Here is a 26,004-nt window from a genome sequence, read left to right as displayed (position 1 = left end):
TTCTTCCCCTTTACAATTAAAATATAAACAAGTTGGATTTCATGTAACGTACATCTCTTATTTAACACTTTCAATCTACTTTTATGAAAATTAATAGAAATGTGGGAGTATTTATGAAAATAATAAAGCTAGATGAATCTTTTATTTTTGATTTACTCGACCTTTGTAAAGCTATTGGATGGTTACAAGATAAAGCATTTATGAAAAAACAATTCGAAATGTATCTTTCTCTCGGCACAATTATCGGTTATATGCATGAAAATAAACTGATTGCAGCTGGAGGAGTATTTCCTTTTAAAGTTAGTTTTTCTACTATTGGCATGTTAATCGTCCATCCTAATTTTCAAGGCCAGGGCATCGGACGTATGTTGCTTACTCGCTGCTTAGAACGTACCTATCCAAAACAACCAATTGCACTTATTGCAACAAAAGCTGGCGAGCCTCTTTATACATCGTGCGGATTTCAAACAGTAACGACGATTCATCGTTTTGAAAAACAAACGACTAAGACACATATTGCTCATACACAACAAGTGAAAGAACCAGACCTTATATCACTTATTTCTCTCGATCAAATTACAACTGGTGCTAATCGTTCTTTACTTTATTCATTACTCTTACCGAGAACGAGCCACTCTTTTAAAATTGAGAGAAATAACTGTATAGAAGCTTTTTCCTTATGTGTACAAAAAGGTAATATATTATGCGTCAATCCACTTATTGCAAAGCAAGAGAAGGATGCTATTCAATTATTTAAGAAAATCTGTGAATGTTGGAATGGCACAGTAAGGATTGATGTCCCACATTCACAATTTTCATTTCGTAACTTTCTTCAAACAGAAAATTTCCAAGAAACGCTCCTTTCACCTCTTATGATAAAAAATGGTAGCCAACTTCCTGGAAATCGTAATATGCTATTTGCTATGATAGATACAGCGTTATGTTAGAAAGGGGACACCTCATTGAAGCGATTTAGCTATTTTATGGTAGGTTGTCTTACTCTTACACTATTAGTAGGATGTAGTGCAGCAGAAAAGCCAGTAGAACAAGTTAAACAAGTTAAAAATACACTTACAACAAAACTAGCTACCGAGGAAAAAATGGTAGAAATAGATGGGCAAACCATTTACTTTAAAAAGATTGGTAATGAAAAGCCACCTTTACTTATGATCCATGGATTTGGAGGATCGTCAGATGGTTTTCAAAAGATTTACTCAGATTTAGCAAAAGATCATACAATTATTTCTGTAGATGCTTTAGGCTTCGGGCGCTCATCTAAGCCGATGGATTTTTATTATTCTTTCCCAACTCATGCAAATTTGTATTATAAATTAATGAAAAAACTAGGTTATGATTCGTTTGCAATACTGGGACACTCAATGGGCGGAGAAATTTCTCTTAATTTAACATATTTATATCCTGAAGCCGTTACCCACCTTATTTTAACTGATGCTACAGGTGGTCCTCATACATTCGTTAATAAACAAGGCTCACCAAAACCACAGTTGTCGACTGATTTAAATACCGTTTCTGCTGTTGCAGATTTTGATGAAAGTAAAGTGAAATTTAAACGTAATGATGAAGAGCATTACAATAAAATGAAATTATGGCCTAGACGCCTTCAAATCAATGCAAATGAATTGAATCAACCAACCTTAATTATATGGGGAAGAAATGATAGTAGCGTTTCTTGGAAAGAAGGAGAAACATATCATCAATTCTTAAAAAATAGTACTTTCCATATTATCGAAAAAGGTTATCATGCACCATTTCGTCAAGAGCCACAAGAATTTGTAGGTTATGTAAAAGAATTCTTTAAGAACAATCCAATCAAAGTTGAAAAATAACATAAGCGGGTATCTCATTTGGAGATACCCGCTTTCATATATTAAGCAGCTTGCTTTTGGCGTTTTTGAGTTTTTGAACCCAATACTTTCGGAATAACAAAACCATCTATTCCAAATTTACCAGCATTCATACCAGAAACTAGAACGAACATTGATAAAATAACCATTTCAGGGTTTACACCGATTGACCCACTAAGCATATAGGAAAAGTTCATTACAAGACCGAAAAAGACCGCTGTTTTTGTTAAACAGCCTACAATTAAACCAATTCCAACTAAAATTTCTCCCCACGTTACAAGTGTATTAAATAGATCAACGTTTGGAATTGCAAAATCTTGTAAAAATGATGCCCACCAAGATTGAACAGCCGGTTGTGCTCCTTTAGATTTTTCAATTGCACCTTGTAAATAACCAGTTGCATCGAATCCTTTTCCTTGTAGTTTACCGATTCCAGCCATTAACCATGTGTAACCAAGATACACTCGAATTACTGCTAACACAAAAGAAACTGCTTTGTTTTCTCTTAAAATTTGAATAACCATATCTTCCTCCTAAAGTTGTAATTAAGTCAGTTACAGTTAATATAATAACATTAGTTACTTATTTTACAAACGTTAATTATGAATAATTCGTGACATGTGTATGAAACATTAAAAACTAACGTTTATATAGTAACTTCTATTACCTGTAAAAACTTGAACATATCATACCATAAGTGATAATGGTTTTCATTGAAGAAAATGTAAAAAAAATGTGAGCTAAATGTGAAACACGTTTATTCGAATATAGAATAAACGTGTTTTTTCTATTTATAGAATTGAAATGTACGTGTCTCCTCATCGATTAATTTCGCCTCTTGAAAAGCATCTTCTAACGTTTTTTCATGGCTAATAAGCCCATAAAATAAGCGTATTGTAAACATAAGTGCTGCATTCCCATCTACATAATCTATCGATCCAATATACGATTTCGCCCCACTACGCAAAAAAGATTCTGCTAGTTTTTGTTCCCCTAACGTACACCCGCTATTTACAATATGTGTATTATGCAATTTTGCATATTTATAAATTTCTTCTGCACCAAAGTATCCTCTCGGTTCATCTTGTTCATATATATCTTCACCTAACTCTTCCATGACAAACTTTCTCTCCTCACCATGAAAGCAAAAAATAACATAATCGATATCATTATATAAACTCTTTCCAGAAAGAATATCGATGAACTCTTTCGGTCTACCAATCCAGTATGTTATAACTTTTGCCCCAAAATATTCAAGCGATGCCCGGATTGATTGCGCCTCTAAATCCGAATTAAAACCAACTACTAATGCAACATTCAACATACACCCTCCATCCTATCATTAAATCTCATCCATCAAACTTTTAAGGGATAGATCCATTTCATATATACCCGTTTCTTGCAAAAAATCATATCTAGTTAACACGACTTTCTGCAAATATTGCCTATACGCAGTAATTGTCCCATCGTGAGATACAATACAAATTCTTTCCGCACCTAGCTCATAACACCAAAGAAGAAATTCATCTACTATTTGCTGAAAGCTATGTTCTGAAATAGTATTTATACCTTCCGTCCATAACTGCTTATTTGTACTTTTTTCTATCGAAAAATGTGGAAATAAATTTGTTATTATCCCCTGATCTACTATGTGATCACATGGTAATGTTTTCGCTCCTTCTCGATAAGGAAAAATACGCGGTGATACATATGGATGGACGATTTTTGGACAAGCTACTTTCTTACTCCATATTGTTGCCGTTTGTAAAGTTCTAATTGTAGGACTGGCAACTAATATATCCGTTTCTTGCAATGGCACATTGCATTGAAGTAATTTAGCCTGATTCCTTCCCTCATCCGTTAATGGGGGATGCAACACTTGTAAACTTGACGGCAAGTCCTTTGTATGTTCACCTTTTCCATGCCGAACAAAAACGAGTTTCATATCGATCCTCCTCTCTCTATGAAATCCTTCAACATAATTCCTTCCCTATTCCATCCATTATTCCTGCTATATAAAAAACTAATATGTAAAAAACATTTGACATATTATATTGGAAAACATTACAATTTTATGTGTAAAATACTTTTTACAAGCGAGAGGGGAATCACAAATATGAAATGGCTAACCATCTTAATTGGAACGATTATATGGGGATATATAAACGGATTTTTCAGTAGTGATAAAACTGCTAACCCTTGGATTACAGATGATGAACGCGAAACAAAAATTAAGCAGAAAGCAATTATTGCAAGCTGGTCTGGTGTTTTTATGTTTTGTACCATTAACCTCTTAAACAAATGGTTAGGTATAGGAACGAGCGATACATCCCCTTACTTACCACCTTCTGTCGCAACTATTTTAAAAAAAAATGTAGAGCTACAAATTTTATTTATGCTATTTATTACGTATGGCATATTTTACGTATACTATCGAAGAAAACTAAGTGCTTAACTTTTACCTCATGATTATCCTCCTAAATGGTTATAGTAATTAGGACGAAATGAAAGGAGCGATATAAAAATGAGTAACTCGAATGATTTTTTAGATACACTGCATGAAAAACAAGCAAAAGATGAACAAAACAGAAAGCGTCAAGGAAACGGAAACCCAGCGAAAAAAAAGCCAAATAAAACACATAAATAATAATAAAAAAACGTGCCTAAAATTATCTTTTAGGCACGTTTTTTTTATTCTTCTTTCACCGAGATAACATTTTCCCAATTCCATTTCTCATAATACCACTCTGGTACATCTATATTTTCAATCCACTTCTTTTCCTGTTTCCCATCACTATTGACAATCCATACATTGGCTTTCTCACGGTCTGAACGTATCCATATTAATTGATTGCTCTTCTTCATAAAAATTGGATGATAATCACCTAGCTTATGAGGTGGGTTTGTGATTCGCTGTTGTATATTGCTTGTACGATCGATCTCATATAAAGATGGCAGTGGCCTTTTTTCTGGCGGAGTTTCTATCCCTGCCTCTTTTGCCCGTGAAACGATAATTACTTTATCATTCTTCCATGCAAAATCCCAATCGACATATCCTTTCGGCGTAAATGTGTTCTGCTGAAGTGCAGGCAGTTCTTTTACTTTTAAATGTTTATTCTCTAACGCAACTCTCCCGCTTCCTTCAATATAAGCTAATATATTGTTGGATGGCGCCCATTTGAACCATTCTGTGTTTAATAACATTTGATCTACTTTTTCAAACCGACTGCCATCTGCTCGAACTAAGCAAAGTGTATTACTATCAGCTGACCATGAAGCTGTCGGTACCGCTAAAAATGAAATCCACTTTCGATCTGGTGACCACTTAAACCCACTTGCAACTAGCGCTAGAAAATCATCATGTTCATTTGGTAATGCATATAAATGTTTCATTTTATGAGGGTTCATATGTGCATCTTTTTGCACTTCATATAGCTGGGCTCCTGTCCATCCTGTTGGAAGTAAGTGTGCTTCAGAAGATACAAAAAACTTCTTTCCATCAGGGTACCATACATAATCACCTACACCAGCTGATACATTTTCAAAATCTGCATTCTTTTTTTGGACATCAAACGTATTTAATGTATCCGCAAATACAAATGCAATTATATTCTCTTTCGGTGACCATTGATAATTTGATACTTCAGATTGCAATGGACTAACTTTTTTTCCATCTTCCAGTCGGTACAATTCCAAGGTGTTTTGCTTCTTTCCTTTAGCATAAGATATCCATTCTCCATCATGAGACCATTTTGGCCCTGTTATGTACTCACCCTTTGTTATTTGTTTTTCTTTTCCATCAATTTTAATCCAAAGGTCATGATGACGGATGAAAGCAACTTTCACCCCATTATGTTCCGCACTAGCAATCAAAATTGAAGATAGAAAAATGAACAATCCCACACTACTACTCACAATAATTTTTTTCATACGTTCCTCCATTTTTCTTATAGCATTCCTCATATGCCGCTTACTATATGCGAATCCCGCTCCGTATTAATTGCACAATCGTTGTGGATTTATCCCCATTAAGGCTGGGCTTCCCTCGCTGAATATTAATCATTCGACATAATCCCAAAAAATTTCCCAAGAAATTTTTAATTCAAAGAGGATTGGTATGAATTATGTCGAAAGTATAGTTTAGCCAACATTCAATTTTATATTTCATAACAAAAATGTAAGATAATTTTTCGGAATATTGACACTTTTATTAGGGGGAGTTTCAATGAAAAAAACTACATCTGCACTATTAAGTATGGCGCTTGTCTTTTCTAGTTTTGGAGCTTTAAGCGCGCATGCTGAATCGCTGCAAAAGGAGAAGCAATTTAGTCCACAGTTAAAAGCCAATATTGAGCAATGGGGAGAAAACAAAATCGCGCAAAATGTTGAAACAAAAACAGCAAAAGAAATTTCAGTCATTGTAGAATTGCAACATGCTCCGCTCGCTTCACAAAGTAACATTCAGCATGCTCCAGATTTAAAAAATGGAAATGTGCAATCATACCATGCACAATTAAAAAAGGCACAAGAGGATACAACAAAGAAAATTAAAGAAAAAGCACCCAAAGCAAAGATAAAAGAAACGTATAGTACGTTATTTTCTGGATTTTCTATTTCTATTCCAGGAGATCAAGTTGCTGCTTTAGCTTCTTTGCCTGAAGTAAAAGCTGTTTATCCGAACTTAACATATAAATTGCATGAAACAGCAAAAAGCACTACTAATGAAGAAGCGCCAAATGTCGGTGGACCGACAATCGGTGCACCTGAAGCATGGAATTTAAAAGATCCATCTGGCAAACCGCTTGATGGAAAAGGTATGAAAGTCGCTATTATTGATTCTGGCGTAGACTATACACATCCTGATTTACAAGCAAACTATATCGGTGGATATGATACAGTCGATGAGGATAATGATCCGATGGATGGCAATGTACACGGTACTCATGTAGCTGGCATTATTGCTGGTAACGGAAAAATTAAAGGTGTTGCTCCAAATGCATCTATTCTAGCTTATCGTGTAATGAATGATGGTGGCACTGGTACGACGGATGATATTATTCAAGGTATTGAGCGCGCTATTCAAGATGGCGCTGACGTTTTAAATTTATCTCTCGGTCAAGATTTGAATGTCCCTGATCAACCTGTAACAATGACGTTAGAACGTGCAGCAAAACTTGGTATTACTGCAGTCGTTTCAAATGGAAATGATGGACCAAAGCCTTGGTCTGTTGATGCTCCTGGTAACGCGAGTAGCGTCATCTCTGTTGGTGCATCTACTGTTTCTATCCCGTTTCCAACGTTCCAAGTAGCTGGTTCCAGCAAAACATATCAAGGGTTACCGTTATCAAAGTCCGATTTCCCAATAGGAAATGATTCCCCTCTTGTATACGTTGGCTATGGTAATCCAAGTGATTATGCAAAACAAGATGTGAAAGGGAAATTTGCACTTGTTTTACAAGGTACTTCTAGTACGTTAGTAAAAGCAGAACAAGCGAAACAAGCTGGTGCAGTTGGTGTACTATTAATTTCTAATGAAAAAGAAATCAATATTATGCCTGAATACTTTGCACGAGAAAATCTAGCTCTTCCAGTTATGCAATTATCAAATGCAAATGGCGAAGAGTTGAAAAACTTAATTACAAAGCGCAAGAAAAATATAAAAATTGGACAACCAGTTCCAACTGAATTAATTGGTAACTTTAGTTCTAGAGGACCATCACAAGGTAGTTGGCTTATAAAACCAGATATCGTTGCACCAGGAGTACAAATTACGAGTACTGTACCTAGAGGTGGCTATGAGTCTCACAACGGAACCAGTATGGCTGCACCTCAAGTAGCAGGAGCCGTTGCCTTACTACGTCAAATGCATCCTGATTGGACGACAGAACAATTGAAATCTGCTCTTGCCAACACTGCAAAAACATTAAAGGATGTCAATGAAAATACATATCCTGTCATGGCACAAGGATCAGGTTTAATTAACATTCCAAAAGCAGCTCAAACGGATGCGTTAGTGAAACCGAACAACGTAAGCTTCGGTCTTATTAAACCGAATAGTGGCAAACTGAAACTAACACAAAATATTACGTTAGAAAATCTTTCTAACAAAAAGAAAAACTTTTCAACTCGTATTGAATTATTAGATACAAAAACAAAAATCCAGACTTCTTTCCCTTCTTCTATTAGTATGAAACCGAATAGTAATATTGAAAAACCTTTTACTATTACTGTAGATAGCTCCTTACCACAAGGCGTATATACAGGGAATCTGTATGTAAAAGAGCAAGGGAAAACTGAAGAGATGCGTATTCCATTTACATTTAGCATCGATCCGAAAGAATACAAGCGTATTGATGGCCTTGAAATCGTTAATTCTACTTTCAGTCCAAATAATGACAAAATACTAGATGACAACCTAATCAATTACTATTTAGTTACACCAGTTGAAGATATAGCGTTTCATGCCAATTTAATTACGAAAGACCGTGTGACATATCAAGGCACTGTATATCAAGGTAAAAACGAAACACCAGGTTATAAGTCTTTCAAATGGAATGGTACAAGAACTGACGGATCTCCGTTGCCTGATGGCTTATACCAAATCGAAGCTGTTGCTTCTAACTCGGGTGGAGAAACAAAGCAAACAGGAGCTGTGTTTGTTGACCGAACAGCACCTAAGTTAACGCACGAAGTTGATCAAGAAAATCTCATAATTAGAGGAAAAGTTGACGATATTCTACTAGATTGGATGACAGAATCCGGTTGGATTGCGCCTGGTATTCCAGTGAGAATGCAATATGAAATTAACGGAAATGGTGTATGGGAAAGTGCATTCCTAAACACTTGGGAGAAAAACTACGAAATTTATTTCGATCGTAATCAATTACAACAAGGAAAGAATACAATTCATATTGTTGCAACAGATGCAGCTGGAAATACAACTAATTTAAATGTTGATTTAGAAGTGAAATAAAGTGAAACTTTAATCAGTGGAGATTTCATTCATCCCCACTGATTATTAGCCTTCACCAATCGGGGTTCACGAGTAGTTAGTCTCCCATCTAACTTCTTTACTCCCACCGAATTTTGAGGTAGGAGTTTTACCGCTCATTAACATGGGATAAAAAATTTTTATTGACAATTTTTTTAATATAGTTTTATAATACAAAACATAGTTTAGTTGAACGAATTATATATCGGCTTTGAAGGAATACTAGTAGCGACTTATATCACTGTCTCAGAGAACTGATGGTTGGTGCGAATCAGTACATATACAAGCGTGAATTACAATTCTGGAGCTTCTTTCCCGTAATGCTTTTTATGCACGAAGAGAAAGACGGATCTTTCCGTTATCGTAAAGTGAGTGGTAAACAATTAGTTGTTTACAAATAGGGTGGTACCGCGATTTTTATCGTCCCTATCGGATTTTCCGATAGGGACTTTTTTGCGTCCAACCTCTTACACAATTTCATATATACGCGTTGAAAGAATCGCAGTAGTATCTTATATCCCTGTTACAGAGAGCTAATGGTTGGTGGAAATTAGCACATATATAAGTATGAATTACAATTCTGGAGCTTCTTTTTCGTAGTGCTTTTATGCATGAAGGAAAAGACGGAATTTTTCCGTTATCATTAATTGAGATGTAAGTATATTTTCACTTACAAATAGGGTGGTACCGCGATTCTTTCGCCCCTATCGGATTTTCCGATAGGGGCTTTTTCTATTTCTCACAGAAACAGATGTTAAATAATTCCGAATCTTATGATAAAATTTTATAAGCGCTTACAAAAAATGAAAGGAGGTGATACAAGCTATACGAAATCGATATTCAATTTTATTGAAAAAAAGGAGGATGTCTAAATGACAAAGAAAACAGAAATTCCATCGCATTTAAAACCATTCGTATCCACACAACATTATGATCAATACACACCGGTGAATCACGCTGTGTGGCGTTATATTATGAGACAAAATCATAGCTTCTTAAAAGACGTTGCTCATCCAGCCTATGTGAACGGACTACAATCATCTGGTATTAATATAGATGCAATTCCAAAAGTAGAAGAAATGAATGAGTGTTTAGCACCAAGTGGCTGGGGCGCTGTAACAATTGACGGACTTATTCCCGGCGTAGCATTCTTCGATTTTCAAGGACACGGATTACTACCGATCGCAACAGATATTCGGAAAGTAGAAAATATCGAGTACACACCAGCTCCAGATATCGTACACGAAGCAGCAGGACACGCACCGATTTTACTTGATCCTACATATGCAGAATATGTGAAACGTTTTGGGCAAATTGGTGCAAAAGCTTTCTCTACAAAAGAAGAACATGATGCATTTGAAGCTGTTCGTACATTAACGATAGTAAAAGAAAGCCCTACTTCTACTCCTGATGAAGTTAAGGCTGCTGAAAATGCTGTAATTGAAAAACAAAACTTAGTTTCTGGTTTATCAGAAGCTGAACAAATTTCACGTCTTTTCTGGTGGACAGTAGAATATGGATTGATTGGAAATATAGATGATCCAAAAATATATGGTGCTGGCCTCCTTTCTTCTGTTGGCGAAAGCAAACATTGCTTAACTGACGCTGTAGAAAAGGTTCCATTTTCTATCGAAGCATGTACAGGGACAACTTATGACGTAACAAAAATGCAACCACAACTATTTGTTTGTAAATCCTTTGAAGAATTAACAGATGCGCTTGAAACATTTTCTAAAACGATGGCCTTTAAAACAGGTGGAAAAGAAGGTTTAGAAAAAGCAATTCGCTCCGAGAACTATGCAACAGCTGAGCTAAATAGCGGATTACAAATTACTGGTACATTTAGCGAGACAATTGAAAACGATGCAGGTGAATTAATTTACATGCGAACAAATTCGCCAACGGCATTAGCGCTTCATAATAAACAGTTAGCGAATCATTCTACGTCTGTACACAGTGATGGATTTGGAACACCGATTGGATTACTCACTGAAAATATTGCATTAGAAACTTGTACAGACGAACAACTACAATCATTAGGAATTACAATTGGAACTATCGCTGAGTTTACTTTTGCAAGTGGTATTCATGTAAAAGGAACAGTAACAGATATTGTAAAAAACAATAAGAAAATTGCTCTTATTTCCTTTATCGATTGCACAGTTACTTATAACGCCCGCGTTTTATTTGATGCTTCATGGGGCGCATTTGATATGGCTGTTGGCTCACAAATCACTTCAGTATTCCCAGGTGCCGCAGATGCAGCAGCATTTTTCCCAATGGATGAGGAAGTTCAAGAAATTCCTGCTCCACTTGTACTGAATGAACTTGAACGTATGTATCAAACAGTTCGAGATATTCGAAGTGAGAGGATCTTACACGACGCGCATATCGATCAATTAGTAGCAATTCAAGAGGTATTAAATAAATTTTATGCGAAAGAATGGTTGCTGCGCCTTGAAGTATTAGAGTTACTTTTAGAGCATAACAAAGGGCATGAAACATCGGCAACATTACTACATCAACTTTCTACTTTCACAACTGACGAAGCTGTAATACGCCTTATTAACAATGGTCTTGCGTTACTTCCAATAAAGGATGTGAAAAATGATGCTAAGATTAACTGAAGAAGAAGTTCAAGAGGAATTATTGAAGGTAGATAAATGGATGGTAAAAGATGAGAAATGGATTGAACGAAAATATATGTTTTCCGACTACTTAAAAGGAGTCGAATTTGTCTCTGAAGCCGCCAAACTATCAGAAGAACATAATCACCATCCATTTATCCTTATCCAGTATAAAGCAGTCATTATTACTTTGTCATCTTGGAATGCAAAAGGTTTAACGAAACTAGATTTTGAGCTTGCAAAGCAATTTGATGAACTATTTTTACAAAACGAAAAAGCAATTATAAGAAAGTAAAAAAGAGAAGCCTTTTTAGGCTTCTCCTTTCATTTTGAAATGAATACAATGTCCAAATGGGTCCTCAACTTGTAATATTCCATCTTTGTACGTAGCAATCTTGCCAATATTTTTTAAGCTTTCACATACTTGCTCTTTTTGTTTTTCATCCGCTAGTACAATTGTGAAATATTTCAAGCCAACAGAATTTGGCATTTGCGGTGGTATTCCTTCACCTTGCCACGTATTTAAACCGATATGGTGATGATAGCCACCTGCCGATACGAACAACGCGCCATTACGAGCTGGGATTGTTACTTCAAAACCAAGACCATCCACATAGAAACGTTTTGCTTCTTCTAAATCAGCTACATGGAAATGAACATGCCCCATCACAGTACCCGCTGGAAAACCATTCCACGCACTTCCTTGTTGTAATAACTCTTCACCAGCTAACGGATTGCTAACAAATGGTAGTTCCCCATTCTCATCACGCCAAACTTCTTTTTGGCGATCATGATAAATTTCAATCCCGTTTCCATCTGGATCAGCTAAATAAAGGGCCTCACTAAAGTAATGATCGGCTCCGCCATGCAGTGGATATACCATTTCTACAAGGTGACGAAGAATATTCGCTAAATCCTGTCTACTTGGTAATAAAATTGCATAATGATATAACCCTGTTCTCCCTCTTTGCTTTGGTAGAGCTTCTTTCTTTTCTTCAATGATAAGGAGTGGTTCGTTATTTTCATTCCCAAATGTAACGACCATTTCATCTTCTTTTAGTACTTTCATGCTTAGTACTTCTGTATAAAACTCTAGTGATTTCTTTATATTTGATACATATAAATGAACAACATCAAGTGTTGTGTCGGGATGAAGTTGAAAACTCATCTTGTTAGCCCCCCATTTCATTTAGTTTTTCTTTGACATTTTCTCTTTTAAGAAATTATCTACAAAACCTTCTGCTTTCGCAACAAATAAGTACGCACCCATTGCTAACAATGCAAGCTCTAATTCGAAGCCAGGATTTTTTCCATCTCCTAATAAACCAGCTGACCATTTTACTTTCACAATTGCTCCAACCATAACAAGTGCAAATAATAATCCAATATATCTTACTCCTAAACCTAGAATTAACAATATACCACCAACTACTTCCGCTGTTGCTACGCCGTATGCAAGTCCTCCTGGTAAACCAATGCTTGTAAACCACCCTGCAATATTGTCAATCCCCGATTGGAATTTTGTTAAACCGTGCATAAAGAACGTTACCCCTAACACGATACGAATAATTAAGTTACCGATATGTTGATTCATTTCATTCTCTCCTTTATAGTTTTCTTATACAAAACTTTTATTTACATTACAAAACATACACTACTTTTTTTTATTCGTCAATTCATTTTCACTGGGAAAATATATATTTTTTTTGCTATGATACAAATAGTTGTTTACAAAAAGGAGCTTGATTTTATGAATATTGGTTCTGCAATACGTGAAATTCGTCAACGTAGAGGCATAACAATCGCACAAATTTGTGAGGGAACAGGTCTTTCTAAAGGATTTATGAGTCAGGTCGAAAATAATAAAACTTCACCATCTATCTCAACTTTAGAAACGATCTCCAATTTTTTAAACGTTCCTCTTCCCTATTTATTGTTAGAACAAAAAGATCGGTTGAAAGTTGTCAAAAAGGTAGAGCGTAAATATAGTGTATACGGAAAAGATGAACAAAGAATTGAACATGTTGCAGAGCAAGGTGGCCTCCGCCTAAATCTCGTAGAAATTCCTGCTGGGTTTCCAAAAGAAAACTCACCAAATGCCCATGAGGGGGAAGAGTGTCACCTCGTATTACGCGGAAAACTAGAAGTTCAACACGGAGAAGATATTGCAATTGTAGAAGAAGGTGATTCTTTCTCTTGGAATGCATGTGTTCCTCATATCGTGCGTAATATAGGAGAAGAAACGGCATTATTACTCATCTCTAGTCATGCAGAAAATCGAAAACGTGTTTATTAAATAAAAAAGAAGCCTGTAAATTAGGCTTCTTTTTTATCCCCTTATAACTCCATAGCTTGTCCCAACTAGTACAGTCTTTTCGTGTTGATTGCGATAAACCGACTCGATTGAAACCTTTTTGTATCCTTCCATCTGTTCAACATTTGTTAAAGTCAATTCACAAGTGATCGTATCCCCTGTAAAAACCGGTCTAATAAACTCACTTACTAATTCTCTTGCTATGTAATGTAATTCTTCGCCTACTTTCGTTCCAATACTAGCAGTCAATAAACCATGAACCATTAAACGTCCATTTTCATCATATTCCATATGATGCCTACCTTTATCTCCTGTAATATTTGCAAATTCAAAAACCTCTTCCTCAGTAAATCTTCTTTCGTATTTAAATACATCCCCAACTTTTATACTCATTTTTATCCCCCTAATAATAAACAGAATTTTCTTTTATTTTATCATAAAATGCGTCTTAGTTCAGTTTATATTATTAGAATATCGAGCCTTTTTCTCTTTATCGATGCCCATCTTTTTTTGCTATTTGATACCCATAATACGCACATGTTCCATTGCTCGATAGCTCTCTCACCTCAAAACCACAACTTCTATAAAAATCAAAATTACTCGCGGATGTATGTGCAAACCAGTCGCCATGTGGTAGCTTTTGCAAACAAAGAGCGACAAGTTTCTTGCCTAACCCCTTCCCTCTATATTCATATTTCACAACTAAATTTACTATGTTCGCGACCATGATTCCATCAGAAATGACCCTAACCATTGCAACCATCTCTTCTTCATCCCAAATTGTGAACGCCCATGTTGAATTTTCAAATGCTAGCGTGAATTTTTCAATTTGCCAGGAAGGGATATCATCATTGCTCCAACCGGCATCTTCGAATAAAGTTTTAATTGCATATGCAGGTACACCATTCGTTCCCTCACGAATAATAAGTCCATTATGATAAATGTACATGTAATCCCCCCTTTATTTTTATATACCATTCTTCAAAAGATGCAATTAACCTTTTTTCATCCAATGCGCCTAATGGAATAAACGAGAACATCCATCCCATGAAATGAAGTTGTTTTCTCATAACTAAGTCCTGTTTTTCTAGCAACAAAGATGGAGGCGGGGTGATCCGGATTAATAAGAGAAATTAATTTATTCATTCGTAACGCTTGGAAGCCATAATCTCGAAATGCTGCCGCTGCTTCTTTCGCATACCCTTTTCCCCAATATTTAGGTAATAACCAATAACCAATTTCAATTTCCTCTTTTCCATCTATTTGCTGCTTAACTAATCCTGCATGACCAATTCGTATTCCCGTTTCCTTTTCAATCAATACAAATAAACCGAGACCGTTTTTATAGCTAGGAATCACCCACTCCTCCAAACTTTTTTTACATTGCATATATGTTTTTAACGTCCCATTTCCAATATAGCGCATTACCTTCTCATTTCCCCATAGCGAAGCGTAGAACTGTAAATCATCCATTGTATATTTACGAATTTGTAAACGATCTGTATGAAACATCTCTGCACTCCTTCCCACTCGTTTGTACTTAACTACACGACCATGTTTTGAATATATACTAAATGTTACTGTCTATTATAAAGGAACCAACAATAAAATACAGAATATTCAATCCCAGAAGAATTAAAAAAGGCAGTAGACAAATATTGTCTACTGCATCCATATCATAACTAGCATAAAGAAAACTACAATTGAGGGGGGTGTAGGATTTTCAAATATACTAGATACTTATCCCGTTCTAACGGGCGGTAAACTTTTCAATTATATGAAAGTGAAAAGTTTACCGCACATAAGAACCTTTGCGGTCATTAGGAGAGCACCGTTAAGTACTCAAATACACGCTGTGCTTTTTCTCCACCCATTCGTGCATGTTGAAGCAGAGAAATACCATGTGGACCCGATGCACGCAATGCCTCTGGTTGTGCTACTAAAATAGCTTGTACAACTTCTAATTCCCCAAGCATAGCGGCCGCGAAAATATCCATTCGAGCACCCTTTTCTAGTAAATAGAGAGCAATATCCTTACGACCTACATGTGCCGCTGCTCCTAATGCACTTTCCCAATCTGATCCGCCCCAATTGTAAGAGGCATGAAGTAAGCTTGGCGATTCAGCCAACAGTTCTTGTACTTTTTCTAAATCTCCGTGAGCTACCATAACAAATTCCCTTACTAACTCAGTGGTAATACGTTCTTCTGTTCGCATCGCGCCTCTCTCCTTTTAGAAATTCTTTTCGGTGTAAAAAATGGCTTGTCGCTTCCTTGAAAAATATCTACCTCGATGCCGAACACACGTTGAAACATTTCATGACATAACACTTCTTCTGGTATACCGTCATACTGAAGCTGCCCTTGCTTTAATACAAGTAAACGATCGCTATATTGAGCCGCTTGGTTAATATCATGTAAAACCATTACAATTGTCATGCCAAACTCCTCGTTTAATCGTTTCACAAGTTCCATTACTTCCAATTGGTGAACGATATCCAAAAAAGTTGTTGGCTCATCTAATAATAAAACATTTGTACGCTGTGCTAGCGTCATTGCAATCCAGGCACGTTGTCTTTCTCCTCCTGATAAAGATTGTAAAAGATGATATTCATACCCTTCAAGATTTGTAACAGACAATGCCCAATCAACAATTTCTTCATCTTCTTTATTTAAGCGACTGCTCCATGATTTATGAGGGCCTCTTCCAAATTCGATTAATTCTTTCACTGTTAAATCTAATTGATGATCATGCATTTGTGGTAACATCGCTAATTGCTTCGCTACATCGGCACTTTTCATCGTATGAATATTTTTTCCATCTAGAATGATATCCCCTTCGCTTTGTTTAAGTAGTCTTGCCACTAAACGAAGCAAAGTAGATTTCCCAGATCCATTCGGCCCAATTAAACTAACGACCTCTCCAGCTTTAATATGTACATTCATATTTTGCATTTGAAATCTTTCAGAGTGTGCGTAAAACACTTTGTTAACGGAAATCACTTCGTTTTCCTCCTCTATGAATTAAATATAAGAAGAACGGACCGCCTAAGAAGGATAATAAAATACCAACAGGCAATTCAATTGGATCGAACCAACTTCGAGCTATCGCATCCGCGAAAACAAGTAATATCCCTCCGCCAAGACATGATAATGGCAATAAATATTTATAATCATTTCCAACTAATAAACGTAACATATGTGGTACGACAAGACCGACAAATCCAATAAGACCAGAAACACTAACCGCAATTCCAGCTAATAATGTACTTACGACTATTAAATAAAACCGGCTTCTCTCCACGTTATGACCTAATAATTTCGCCATTTCATCTCCAAGCATTAATACTCGAATATGTTTAATACCAAAGAAGGCTAATATAATAGCGAATATTGCATAATAAATAATCATGTTTAAATGTGCCCAACTTACACCACCAATGCCACCTGCTAACCATGGCAACACGGATTGTACTTTATCACTATGTAATAACATTAACGCTGACGTGGCTGCACCAATTAATGCATTGATTGACACACCTACTAAGACAATCCTTGAAGGTGGTGCCCCCTTTTGCCATGATAAAGCATAAATGACCATCGCCGTTATGAAAGCTCCTAAAAACGCTCCGAGCGGTAAAAAAGCCATATGCTGAGGGAATAAAATCATAATTACAATTGCTACAAGGCCTGCTCCAGATGAAACCCCAATTATACCAGGGTCTGCAAGAGGGTTTCTCATAACCCCTTGTAGCAGGGCACCAGATGCTGCTAAACACGTTCCTACTATAAATCCAACTAGCACTCTCGGTATACGAAGGTCCCATACAATTCGATGAACCGTCGAACCTTCATCTTGTATCCCTGTTAGAATATCTCGTAATGAAAAGGATAAACTTCCTGCGAAAAGGCCGTAAAAAAGACCTAAAATCGTTAATACTACTAAGGTAACTGCTATTATCCATCTTTTTTTCGCAAAAGGATGTTCCTTTTCCCTTACCACTTCACTACTTTCCATACGTATCATTTCCTTACATCTTGTATACTTTTATACATAAAGTCCATCGCTTCTGTAACTTTTGTTCCAGGATTTGATCCAAATAAGTCTGGTGGCAAAATCACTACACGATTTTGTTTTACTGCATCTAAATTTTTCCACGCTTCATTTTTCATCATTTCGCCTTCAAATGCTTTTTTAACGCTATTTGGATCTCCATGTGTAATTAAATAAATCACATCTGGATTTGCCTCAATAATACGTTCTACACTTAGCTGCGCATATTGCGGATATTCCTTCATTTCCGGAAAATCAGCTGCAATATTTTTCCCGCCTGTTTTTTCTAAAATATCACCTGATAAAGATGTTGGTAATGCTGCTAAATACGTACCTGGTGCCCCATACACTAGCAATGCTTTTACATCGCTTTTTTTCTCATATGTCTTCATTTGATTATTAATTTTTTGGTTAAGTTCTTTTGCTTTATCTTCTTTCTTCATAATCGTTCCGTATAGTTCAATATTCTTTTGAATATCTAGTACAGAATTTGCAGAAGAAATCATTACTTTCGTTCCTTGTCTTTCCACCGTTGGAACATTCTTTTGAAACCCATTATTAGCAATAAGTACATCCGGCTTTAAGCTAGCAATTTGCTCAAAATTCGGCTGATGCGCATTCCCAATTACTTGTACTTTCTTTATATCCTCTGGAAGCGTTATTTTTGCATCCGGACGACCTACTATTTTTCCGCCTAACGCATGAATAATATTCATGTCTCCCATACTTAATGTTGCAAAACTCTCTGGCACTTTATCGAATGTTACCTTTCTTCCTGACAGGTCGGTAACTTCGATTTTCTCTTTTCCTTTTTCTGTTTTTGTTGCAGATGCTTTTTCGTTTTCCTTTGCATTGCAACCTATTAACAAGAAAAAAATAGATAAAATCGCTGTGAATAGCGTAATAGATTTTTTCATTCTTCCACCTCTAACTGATAATGATAATCATTAACTACTATTCTACTTTAATTGATAAGGATTATCATTGTCAATATAAAACGCATACATTTTCTAGAAAAAACACAAAGCGTTACAAAAAAGATTCCTTCTTTTTGTAACGCTCTATTTATCAATATTATTCACATTCGTTTCCCTCTAACTCGTCTCGCATCACTTTCACACGCTGGAAGAAAAAGAAGGATAAACTTAAAAATATAACGATGCTCCCCATCATAACAAAAGATTGTATTGCTTCTTTTGCTCCACTCGGAATCAACAAGCCAACCATTAACAATGTACTTACAGCGAGAAGGATTTGTCCGAACCGAGTATAATCTGCTATTTTTTCTTGTAATTCTTTCATCATATTCTCACTCCTCCATTTCACTGTATCATATTCTATTACACTTAAAGACAAGTAAATACAGACATTCTGGGAGATGTTTTCCAAAAGAAAAAGAGCCGCTTTATTGCGACTCTTTCATAAGCATTACTCTCCTTTATATGCTTCCATATAAATTTCTTTCAGCTCTGAAATAAGAGGTAATTTTGGATTAGCTGTTGTACATTGATCTTCAAAAGCTCTTTCTGCTAATAATCCAACAACCTCTTCAAACTGGTCCTTAGCAACTCCTTGTCCCGCAATACTCATATTAATATTTAAACTTTTTCCAAGTTCAATAATTGCTTGGACGAGTGATTCCACACCTTCTACTGTTGAGTTCGCTGGAAGACCGAGCATTCTCGCAATATGTGCATAGCGTTCATCAGCTACGAAGTGCTCATATTTTGGGAACAATGCGTGTTTTCTTGGCTTAATAGCATTATAGCGAACTACGTGCGGCATAAGAATTGCATTCGCACGCCCATGCGGAATATGAAATTCTGGTCCAATTTTATGTGCTAAACTGTGGTTAATACCTAGGAAAGCATTTGCAAATGCCATCCCTGCGATTGCAGAAGCATTATGCATTTTTTCTCGTGCTTCTTCATCATTTCCATCTTTAAATGCTCTTGGTAAATATTTGAATACGAGATCAATGGCCTTTAATGCTAATCCATCTGTATAGTCATTTGCTAGAACAGACACATACGCCTCGATTGCATGCGTTAATACGTCCATACCGGTGTCTGCTGTTACATGTGGCGGTACTGTCATTACAAACTGTGGATCAACAATTGCTACATCTGGCGTTAATTCATAATCTGCGAGTGGATACTTTATATTATTTTTCTTATCTGTAATAACCGCGAATGGTGTCACTTCTGATCCTGTTCCTGATGTTGTTGGAATGGCAACAAACTGTGCCTTACTTCCTAATTTCGGATATTTACATGTACGTTTTCTTATATCTAAAAACTTCTGTTTAATTCCATAGAATGTTGTTTCTGGGTGCTCATAGAAAAGCCACATCCCTTTCGCTGCATCCATCGCTGAACCACCACCAAGTGCAATAATTACATCTGGCTTAAAACTTCTCATCATTTCCGCACCTTTAAAGACAGTTTCATCTGATGGATCTGGCTCGACCTCAAAGAAAACTTCAACTTTTACATCATTTGCATGTTTACGTAAATAATGCGTAACCGTATCTACATATCCGTGCTCAACCATTCCTGGATCCGTTACAATAAATGCACGTGAAATGTTAGGCATATTTGCTAAATATGCTGTCGCATGTTTTTCAAAATAAATTTTTGGTGGTAATTTGAACCACTGCATATTCTTTTTTCTATTTGCCAACCTTTTTATATTTAATAAATGCGTCGCTGTTACGTTTTGAGAAACTGAGTTTTTCCCATACGAACCGCAACCAAGCGTAAGTGATGGAATAAATCCATTATATATGTCACCGATTCCACCTTGTGATGAAGGGGCGTTTACAATAAGACGGCAAGCTTTCATACGTAATCCAAACTGCTTTTGTACTTCTTTATTTGTAGAATGAATAACTGCTGAATGTCCTAAACCACCAAGGTCTAACATGTCTTCGCAATATGTAAGTCCCTCTTCTTGTGAATTTGCTTTTACACAAGCTAATACTGGACTCAGTTTCTCACGAGATAGTGGATATGCTGCTCCGATACCTTGTATTTCAGCTACAAGCATTTTTGTATTTTCAGGCACAGTAATTCCAACTAATGCGGCAATGTACTGTGCTGATTTCCCTACAATATCACTATTTACTGCACATGTATTTTCATTAATAACAAGCTTTTCTAATTTTCTTCTCTCTTCTTCTGTTACAAAGTAACAATTGTTTGCAATCATTTCTGTTTTCACATCATCATAAATTTCCTTGTCTACAATGATTGCTTGTTCTGATGCACAAATCATACCGTTATCAAATGTTTTTGATAAAATTAAATCATTAACAGCCCGTTTTATATGCGCTGATTTCTCTATATAGCATGGTACATTACCAGGACCTACACCTAGCGCTGGTTTTCCAGTAGAATAAGCTGATTTCACCATACCTGCTCCTCCAGTTGCCAAAACAAGCGCAACACCTTCATGGTTCATTAATTGTTTCGTAGCTTCTACAGAAGGTTTTTCAATCCACTGAATACAATGTTTTGGTGCACCCGCCTTCACCGCTGCATCATATACTGTTTTCGCCGCTGCAATGGAACAGTTTTGTGCTGAAGGATGAAATGCGAAAATAATTGGATTTCTCGTTTTTATCGCGATTAATGCTTTAAACATTGTTGTCGACGTTGGATTCGTTACTGGCGTTACCCCAGCTACTACACCGACAGGTTCTGCAATTTCTATTATTTCTTCATGAGGATCTTCGTGAATAATCCCTACTGTTTTATCTTTCTTTATGCTATGCCAAATATATTCAGTAGCAAAAATATTTTTAATACATTTATCTTCATATACACCACGACCCGTTTCTTCAACAGCCAACTTGGCAAGCGGCATATGTTGATCAACACCTGCTAATGCCATTTCATGAACAATGTTGTCAATTTGCTCTTGTGTAAAACTTTCTAATGCTTGTAAGGCCTTTTGACCGTTATTCACTAACGTATCAATCATCTCTTTTACTTCCTGCATTTCATTTACAACTTTCTCTTTGACTACCATGTAAATTCCTCCTATTCTGCTATCGTGGACTAAATAAGACCCTATAGGTCATAATAAGTCCCGATTAGCGCAAAAAAATAGAGTTGCTTTCCTACATGAACCTCATTGTTTGTGAATAATTTCACAAGATTGTTCGTGAGTAACATTTCATGAACTTAATATACATGAAATTATTTCGTTTGTGTATGTCTATTTTGTGAAATATTTCACAAAATAATATAATAAAAATGCACTGCTCTATATTAGCAGTGCATTTTTATTATGCTAGCGCTTGTGCTAAATCTTCAATTAAATCTTCACCGTCTTCAATACCGACAGAAATACGAATTAATGTATCTGTAATTCCTAATTCTTTGCGGCGATCTGCTGGGATTGATGCATGTGTCATTTGAGATGGGATAGAAATTAAACTTTCTACTGCTCCTAAACTTTCAGCAAGTGTAAAGTATTGTAATTTCTCTAGTACTTTATTTAATGTTTCTTCACTATCTACATCAAATGAGATAATAGCACCAAATCCATTTGCTTGTTCTGTTGCTAATTCATGGTTTTGATGTGAGGCAAGACCTGGATAATATACTTTATTTACTTTTGGATGGTTATTTAAAAACTCAGCAATTGCACGTGAATTCGTTTCATGCTCTTCCATTCGAATTCCTAATGTTTTTAAACCACGAAGTAGTAAGAAGCTATCTTGCGGGCCAAGGATGCCTCCTGTTGAGTTTTGTACAAAGTGAAGGTCTTCTGCTAATTGCGGGCTATTTACAACTACTAGGCCTGCAACTACGTCACTATGACCTCCTAAATATTTCGTTGCACTATGAAGTACAATGTCTGCTCCTAAAGAAATCGGCGACTGCCAATATGGCGTCATGAATGTGTTATCGATAATTGTTAATAAATCTTTCTCTTTAGCAAGAGTAGATATTTTCTTAATATCAGTAATTTTCAGTAATGGATTCGTTGGTGTTTCCACATAAATCGCTTTCGTGTTTGGACGAATTGCTTCTACAACTTCCTCTAGATTTGTTGTATCTACAAATGTATGCTCAATACCGAAGCGATTTAATACTTTCGTGATAACGCGGTACGTTCCACCATACACATCATCTGTTAAAATAACGTGGTCACCTTTTGAGAACAACATAATTGTAGCTGTAATAGCAGCCATTCCTGAACCAAATGCAAAACCAGCATGACCGTTTTCTAATACAGCAATCATTTCTTCTAAAGCTGCACGTGTTGGGTTCCCTGTACGTGAATATTCATATCCTTGATGCTTACCAACTGCTTCTTGTTTGTACGTACTTGTTTGATAAATCGGTACATTTACAGATCCAGTTGAAGGTTCTCCTATGCGAATACCATGAATTAACTTTGTCTTTGCTCTCATTTTTTATTCCCATCCTTTGTATATGTCTTTACTTAAATAGCGCTCACTACTATCAGGAAAAATCGTTACAATGTTTGTACCTGGCGCCGCTTTCTCTGCTTCCAGTAAACTTGCATGAAATGCTGCTCCTGACGAGCTCCCAACAAGCAGTCCTTCTTTTTGGGCTAATTCCTTCACTCGTAAAAATGCATTTCGATCAGAAATTGTATGAATTTCATCAAAATAAGATGTTTTCAAAAATGGTGGGATGAATTCAAGGCCAATCCCTTCGGTTTCATGCGAACCAGCTTTACCACCATTTAAAATGGACCCTTCTGGTTCCACAATAACCGTTTTTATATCTACATTTTTTTCTTTCAAATAAGATGCAGTCCCCATGAATGTACCACCAGTTCCTGCTCCAGCAACAAATATGTTAATCTCTCCGTTCAGTGCATCCCAAAGTTCAGGACCTAATGTTTTGAAATAAGCACGTGGGTTTGCTTCATTCGCAAACTGACTTGGAGAGTATGAATTCGGTATTTCATTTACTAATTCTTTTGCTTTTGCAATTGCACCGGTCATTCCTTGCTCAGTTGGTGTATGCACGACCGTTGCACCTAGTGCTTTCATTAGTTCTTGCTTTTCAATACTAAATTTCTCTGGTACACAAACAATAACGCGTAAATCATGTTGTAACGCTGCAAGTGCCAGTCCAATACCAGTATTTCCAGCAGTCGGTTCAATAATTGTTCCACCCTGGGTAACAAGCCCTTTTTCTAGAGCATCTTCGATTAATTCTCTTCCTAAACGGTCCTTAACGCTTCCACCTGGGTTATAAAATTCAAGCTTTGCAAATAAACGGACCCCTTCCGGAAGTGAAAAACGAGTAATTTCTACAATTGGTGTATGACCAATCAACTCATGAACTCCACGATATACATTCATCGTGTTCTCCCCCTTATTTGCCAATAAAGAAAAGGCAACTGTATGTATTTTCTTTATATGAGACAGTTGCCTTTTTGTTACATTACTTTAACTCTTCTAGTACTTTTACGATAAAGTTTGTAGAATGAAGAGCTGCTTGATCTAAAAATTGATCAAATGAAACATTTGATTCTTTACCAGCAATATCAGAAAGTGCACGAATAATAACAAACGGAACTTCGTATTGGTGGCATACTTGTGCAACAGCTGCTGCTTCCATTTCTACTGCATAAAGATCTTCAAATTTATCACGAATTGCTGCAACGCGGTTCGGATCACTCATAAATGAATCACCTGTTGCGATCATACCTTTTACAACTTGAATATTTTCTTCTGCCTGCATACATTTCTCAGCTAATGCAACTAATGCTTCATCAGCCTTGAATCCAGGCGGCATTCCTGGTACTTGACCATACTCATAGTTAAATGCTGTTACATCTACGTCATGATGACGAACTTCTGTTGAAATAACTACATCTCCAACATTTAGAGAATGATGGAAGCCACCAGCTGAACCAGTATTAATTACTTTTTCAGGCTTATATCTTTCTAATAAAATTGTCGTTGACATCGCTGCATTTACTTTACCAATACCAGACTTTAACAAGATTACTTCATGTCCTGCTAATTGTCCTTTCGTAAATTCACAACCCGCAACCGTTTCTGTTTCTGCTTGTTCTAATTTGTCACGTAAAATACGTACTTCTTCTTCCATTGCTCCAATTACAGCAATTCTCAATCTAATCCCTCTTTCTATTGCTTAGTTGCCTCCATTACCCAAACGAAATGATTTAATCTCGTAAACGTTACATGGAAGCCATTGTTTTCAAAAATAGACTGCATGACTGGAATACGTGTATAGTATTCCGTTTGCAAATCGTTTGCTAACTGATGAAAACCTCTTTGTTTTGCTGTTTGAACAGTTTTATCATATGCATCTTGATCTGCAAATATCGTATCAGCAAACACTATTTTACCACCTTTGTTTAGCAATTGACTATACTTCGCAATCGCTACATTTTTTTCATCATCTGTTAAATGATGAAATGCATAGGTGCTTACTATGGTATCAATTGAATTTGGGACTTCAAACGAAAGAAAATCACCTTCTGTAATGGAAAACTCTTGCGGTAATTTCTCTTTTGCAATCATGCGCATTTCACGTGACGGTTCTATACCGTAAACTGTGCGGCCAGCAAGTAATAATTTATTTGTTAAATTACCTGTACCAACACCAAATTCTAATACATTACCAAATGACTTGTTAACTACATCCTCTAGAATGTCCTCATAACGGGCGAAAACTTCTTTATATTGTATATCTTCGCCTTGTACAAATGAGTCGTACGTATGAGCCCACTCATCAAATAAACCATTAAATTCTGTACCCATAAAAATTCCCCTTTTTCTTATCGGTTTTATCAGTATAATATGCCCTCTTTCCAAAAATGTCAATTGAAATGTACATGGTATTTCCTTCTTTTCTTTGTTACACTATAGTTGATTACATAGGAGAGGGGTCGTCTTCGTGTCATTTACCTTTGAAATGTTAGAAGATAAAGTAGAGTTTTTCGAAGCAGGAGACTTAGCTTCTTTGGAACGAAAAATTAGTGAACAAATCGATAATAATAAAGCACTTATGCTTGAAGTTCATCACATCTCGCATCAAATGGTTATGGATCCCGAAAGCAAAAGACCATATTATAGCGCGGTTGTTCATTTTAAATTAAAGAAATTACGCTAACTAAAAAAGAGAAGCCCCTA

28 protein-coding genes and 2 other annotated features are annotated in these 26,004 nt (G+C 36.2%); of the genes, 9 read left to right on the top strand and 19 right to left on the bottom strand.

What is annotated here, in order from left to right:
* The first annotated feature begins 113 nt into the window (after positions 1-113).
* Positions 114-947, top strand: a complete 834-nt coding sequence (locus AABL52_RS05715; protein WP_341519042.1) for a GNAT family N-acetyltransferase — start codon at positions 114-116, stop codon at positions 945-947.
* A 15-nt stretch (positions 948-962) separates the two neighbouring features.
* Complete coding sequence (locus tag AABL52_RS05710) at positions 963-1,847, top strand: alpha/beta fold hydrolase (protein ID WP_341519041.1); 885 nt, start codon at positions 963-965, stop codon at positions 1,845-1,847.
* Positions 1,848-1,888: 41 nt separating this feature from the next.
* On the opposite strand, the gene AABL52_RS05705 is transcribed toward AABL52_RS05710, so the two are convergent.
* The 3 genes from AABL52_RS05705 to AABL52_RS05695 form a co-directional block, all read right to left on the bottom strand.
* Complete coding sequence (locus AABL52_RS05705) at positions 1,889-2,389, bottom strand: DoxX family protein (protein WP_341519040.1); 501 nt, start codon at positions 2,387-2,389, stop codon at positions 1,889-1,891.
* Positions 2,390-2,652: 263 nt separating this feature from the next.
* Positions 2,653-3,189 carry a delta-aminolevulinic acid dehydratase gene (locus AABL52_RS05700; protein ID WP_341519039.1) on the bottom strand — a complete coding sequence of 179 codons (537 nt, stop codon included), beginning with the start codon at positions 3,187-3,189 and terminating at the stop codon, positions 2,653-2,655.
* Positions 3,190-3,207: 18 nt separating this feature from the next.
* Entirely contained in the window at positions 3,208-3,810 is a 603-nt protein-coding gene (locus AABL52_RS05695) for a histidine phosphatase family protein (protein ID WP_341519038.1), read from the bottom strand.
* A 171-nt stretch (positions 3,811-3,981) separates the two neighbouring features.
* On the opposite strand from AABL52_RS05695, the gene AABL52_RS05690 reads away from it, so the two are divergent.
* Together AABL52_RS05690 and AABL52_RS05685 are read left to right on the top strand one after the other, a co-directional pair.
* Positions 3,982-4,320 (top strand): phosphoglycerate mutase, encoded by a 339-nt coding sequence (locus AABL52_RS05690; protein WP_341519037.1) that lies wholly within the window; start codon positions 3,982-3,984, stop codon positions 4,318-4,320.
* A gap of 69 nt (positions 4,321-4,389) precedes the next feature.
* A complete protein-coding gene (locus tag AABL52_RS05685) occupies positions 4,390-4,512 on the top strand; it encodes a DUF4023 domain-containing protein (protein WP_000071861.1) in 123 nt (40 codons plus the stop codon).
* Positions 4,513-4,556: 44 nt separating this feature from the next.
* On the opposite strand, the gene AABL52_RS05680 is transcribed toward AABL52_RS05685, so the two are convergent.
* Entirely contained in the window at positions 4,557-5,795 is a 1,239-nt protein-coding gene (locus AABL52_RS05680) for a translocation protein TolB (RefSeq protein WP_341519036.1), read from the bottom strand.
* 295 nt (positions 5,796-6,090) lie between these two features.
* Between AABL52_RS05680 and AABL52_RS05675 the strand changes: the two genes are divergently transcribed.
* The 3 genes from AABL52_RS05675 (at position 6,091) to AABL52_RS05665 (ending at position 11,778) form a co-directional block, all read left to right on the top strand.
* On the top strand, positions 6,091-8,838 hold the full coding sequence (locus AABL52_RS05675; protein ID WP_341519035.1) for a S8 family serine peptidase: 2,748 nt from the start codon (positions 6,091-6,093) through the stop codon (positions 8,836-8,838).
* A 220-nt stretch (positions 8,839-9,058) separates the two neighbouring features.
* Positions 9,059-9,287, top strand: a binding site (T-box leader).
* Positions 9,288-9,337: 50 nt separating this feature from the next.
* Positions 9,338-9,565 (top strand) — a binding site (T-box leader).
* Positions 9,566-9,728: 163 nt separating this feature from the next.
* On the top strand, positions 9,729-11,483 hold the full coding sequence (locus AABL52_RS05670; protein ID WP_341519034.1) for an aromatic amino acid hydroxylase: 1,755 nt from the start codon (positions 9,729-9,731) through the stop codon (positions 11,481-11,483).
* On the top strand, positions 11,464-11,778 hold the full coding sequence (locus AABL52_RS05665; protein ID WP_016086202.1) for a 4a-hydroxytetrahydrobiopterin dehydratase: 315 nt from the start codon (positions 11,464-11,466) through the stop codon (positions 11,776-11,778). Before AABL52_RS05670 ends, AABL52_RS05665 begins: the two co-directional genes overlap by 20 nt.
* A 15-nt stretch (positions 11,779-11,793) precedes the next feature.
* Here the strand turns inward: AABL52_RS05665 and AABL52_RS05660 are convergent, their stop codons facing one another.
* Together AABL52_RS05660 and AABL52_RS05655 are read right to left on the bottom strand one after the other, a co-directional pair.
* Positions 11,794-12,651 (bottom strand): VOC family protein, encoded by an 858-nt coding sequence (locus AABL52_RS05660; RefSeq protein ID WP_341519033.1) that lies wholly within the window; start codon positions 12,649-12,651, stop codon positions 11,794-11,796.
* A gap of 21 nt (positions 12,652-12,672) precedes the next feature.
* Positions 12,673-13,077, bottom strand: a complete 405-nt coding sequence (locus tag AABL52_RS05655; protein WP_341519032.1) for a DoxX family protein — start codon at positions 13,075-13,077, stop codon at positions 12,673-12,675.
* A 156-nt stretch (positions 13,078-13,233) separates the two neighbouring features.
* Between AABL52_RS05655 and AABL52_RS05650 the strand changes: the two genes are divergently transcribed.
* On the top strand, positions 13,234-13,779 hold the full coding sequence (locus tag AABL52_RS05650; protein WP_001020698.1) for a helix-turn-helix domain-containing protein: 546 nt from the start codon (positions 13,234-13,236) through the stop codon (positions 13,777-13,779).
* Positions 13,780-13,812: 33 nt separating this feature from the next.
* On the opposite strand, the gene AABL52_RS05645 is transcribed toward AABL52_RS05650, so the two are convergent.
* The 13 genes from AABL52_RS05645 to AABL52_RS05585 form a co-directional block, all read right to left on the bottom strand.
* Positions 13,813-14,190, bottom strand: coding sequence for a MaoC/PaaZ C-terminal domain-containing protein (locus AABL52_RS05645; RefSeq protein ID WP_000025011.1), 378 nt, complete (start codon positions 14,188-14,190; stop codon positions 13,813-13,815).
* 97 nt (positions 14,191-14,287) lie between these two features.
* Complete coding sequence (locus AABL52_RS05640; RefSeq protein WP_340421187.1) at positions 14,288-14,746, bottom strand: GNAT family N-acetyltransferase; 459 nt, start codon at positions 14,744-14,746, stop codon at positions 14,288-14,290.
* 56 nt (positions 14,747-14,802) lie between these two features.
* Complete coding sequence (locus tag AABL52_RS05635) at positions 14,803-15,309, bottom strand: GNAT family N-acetyltransferase (protein WP_341519031.1); 507 nt, start codon at positions 15,307-15,309, stop codon at positions 14,803-14,805.
* Between the two features lie 308 nt (positions 15,310-15,617).
* Positions 15,618-16,013, bottom strand: a complete 396-nt coding sequence (locus AABL52_RS05630) for an ankyrin repeat domain-containing protein (protein WP_001258464.1) — start codon at positions 16,011-16,013, stop codon at positions 15,618-15,620.
* Positions 15,980-16,798 carry an ABC transporter ATP-binding protein gene (locus AABL52_RS05625; RefSeq protein ID WP_341519030.1) on the bottom strand — a complete coding sequence of 273 codons (819 nt, stop codon included), beginning with the start codon at positions 16,796-16,798 and terminating at the stop codon, positions 15,980-15,982. The genes AABL52_RS05630 and AABL52_RS05625 overlap by 34 nt, the downstream gene beginning before the upstream one ends.
* On the bottom strand, positions 16,785-17,813 hold the full coding sequence (locus AABL52_RS05620; protein WP_002073080.1) for a FecCD family ABC transporter permease: 1,029 nt from the start codon (positions 17,811-17,813) through the stop codon (positions 16,785-16,787). The genes AABL52_RS05625 and AABL52_RS05620 overlap by 14 nt, the downstream gene beginning before the upstream one ends.
* A gap of 5 nt (positions 17,814-17,818) precedes the next feature.
* Positions 17,819-18,766 (bottom strand): ABC transporter substrate-binding protein, encoded by a 948-nt coding sequence (locus AABL52_RS05615; RefSeq protein WP_341519029.1) that lies wholly within the window; start codon positions 18,764-18,766, stop codon positions 17,819-17,821.
* A gap of 157 nt (positions 18,767-18,923) precedes the next feature.
* Positions 18,924-19,151 (bottom strand): YrhC family protein, encoded by a 228-nt coding sequence (locus AABL52_RS05610; RefSeq protein WP_341519694.1) that lies wholly within the window; start codon positions 19,149-19,151, stop codon positions 18,924-18,926.
* A gap of 126 nt (positions 19,152-19,277) precedes the next feature.
* On the bottom strand, positions 19,278-21,881 hold the full coding sequence (adhE, locus tag AABL52_RS05605; RefSeq protein WP_341519028.1) for a bifunctional acetaldehyde-CoA/alcohol dehydrogenase: 2,604 nt from the start codon (positions 21,879-21,881) through the stop codon (positions 19,278-19,280).
* A gap of 259 nt (positions 21,882-22,140) precedes the next feature.
* Positions 22,141-23,274 (bottom strand): bifunctional cystathionine gamma-lyase/homocysteine desulfhydrase, encoded by a 1,134-nt coding sequence (locus AABL52_RS05600; RefSeq protein WP_061677223.1) that lies wholly within the window; start codon positions 23,272-23,274, stop codon positions 22,141-22,143.
* Between the two features lie 3 nt (positions 23,275-23,277).
* Positions 23,278-24,201 carry an O-acetylserine dependent cystathionine beta-synthase gene (locus AABL52_RS05595; protein WP_098237843.1) on the bottom strand — a complete coding sequence of 308 codons (924 nt, stop codon included), beginning with the start codon at positions 24,199-24,201 and terminating at the stop codon, positions 23,278-23,280.
* 82 nt (positions 24,202-24,283) lie between these two features.
* A complete protein-coding gene (gene mtnN, locus AABL52_RS05590) occupies positions 24,284-24,979 on the bottom strand; it encodes a 5'-methylthioadenosine/S-adenosylhomocysteine nucleosidase (RefSeq protein ID WP_001217038.1) in 696 nt (231 codons plus the stop codon).
* Between the two features lie 14 nt (positions 24,980-24,993).
* On the bottom strand, positions 24,994-25,632 hold the full coding sequence (locus AABL52_RS05585) for a class I SAM-dependent DNA methyltransferase (protein WP_341519027.1): 639 nt from the start codon (positions 25,630-25,632) through the stop codon (positions 24,994-24,996).
* A gap of 136 nt (positions 25,633-25,768) precedes the next feature.
* Between AABL52_RS05585 and AABL52_RS05580 the strand changes: the two genes are divergently transcribed.
* The gene (locus AABL52_RS05580; RefSeq protein ID WP_000010984.1) at positions 25,769-25,984 is read left to right on the top strand and encodes a YrzA family protein; all 216 of its coding nucleotides are present in this window, start codon (positions 25,769-25,771) and stop codon (positions 25,982-25,984) included.
* Positions 25,985-26,004: the final 20 nt, after the last annotated feature.

Source organism: Bacillus paramobilis, from assembly GCF_038096195.1.
In the GTDB taxonomy this organism is placed as follows: domain Bacteria; phylum Bacillota; class Bacilli; order Bacillales; family Bacillaceae_G; genus Bacillus_A; species Bacillus_A mobilis.
Note: the sequence above shows the minus strand (reverse complement) of the source record. Positions and strands in the feature narration are given on the sequence as shown.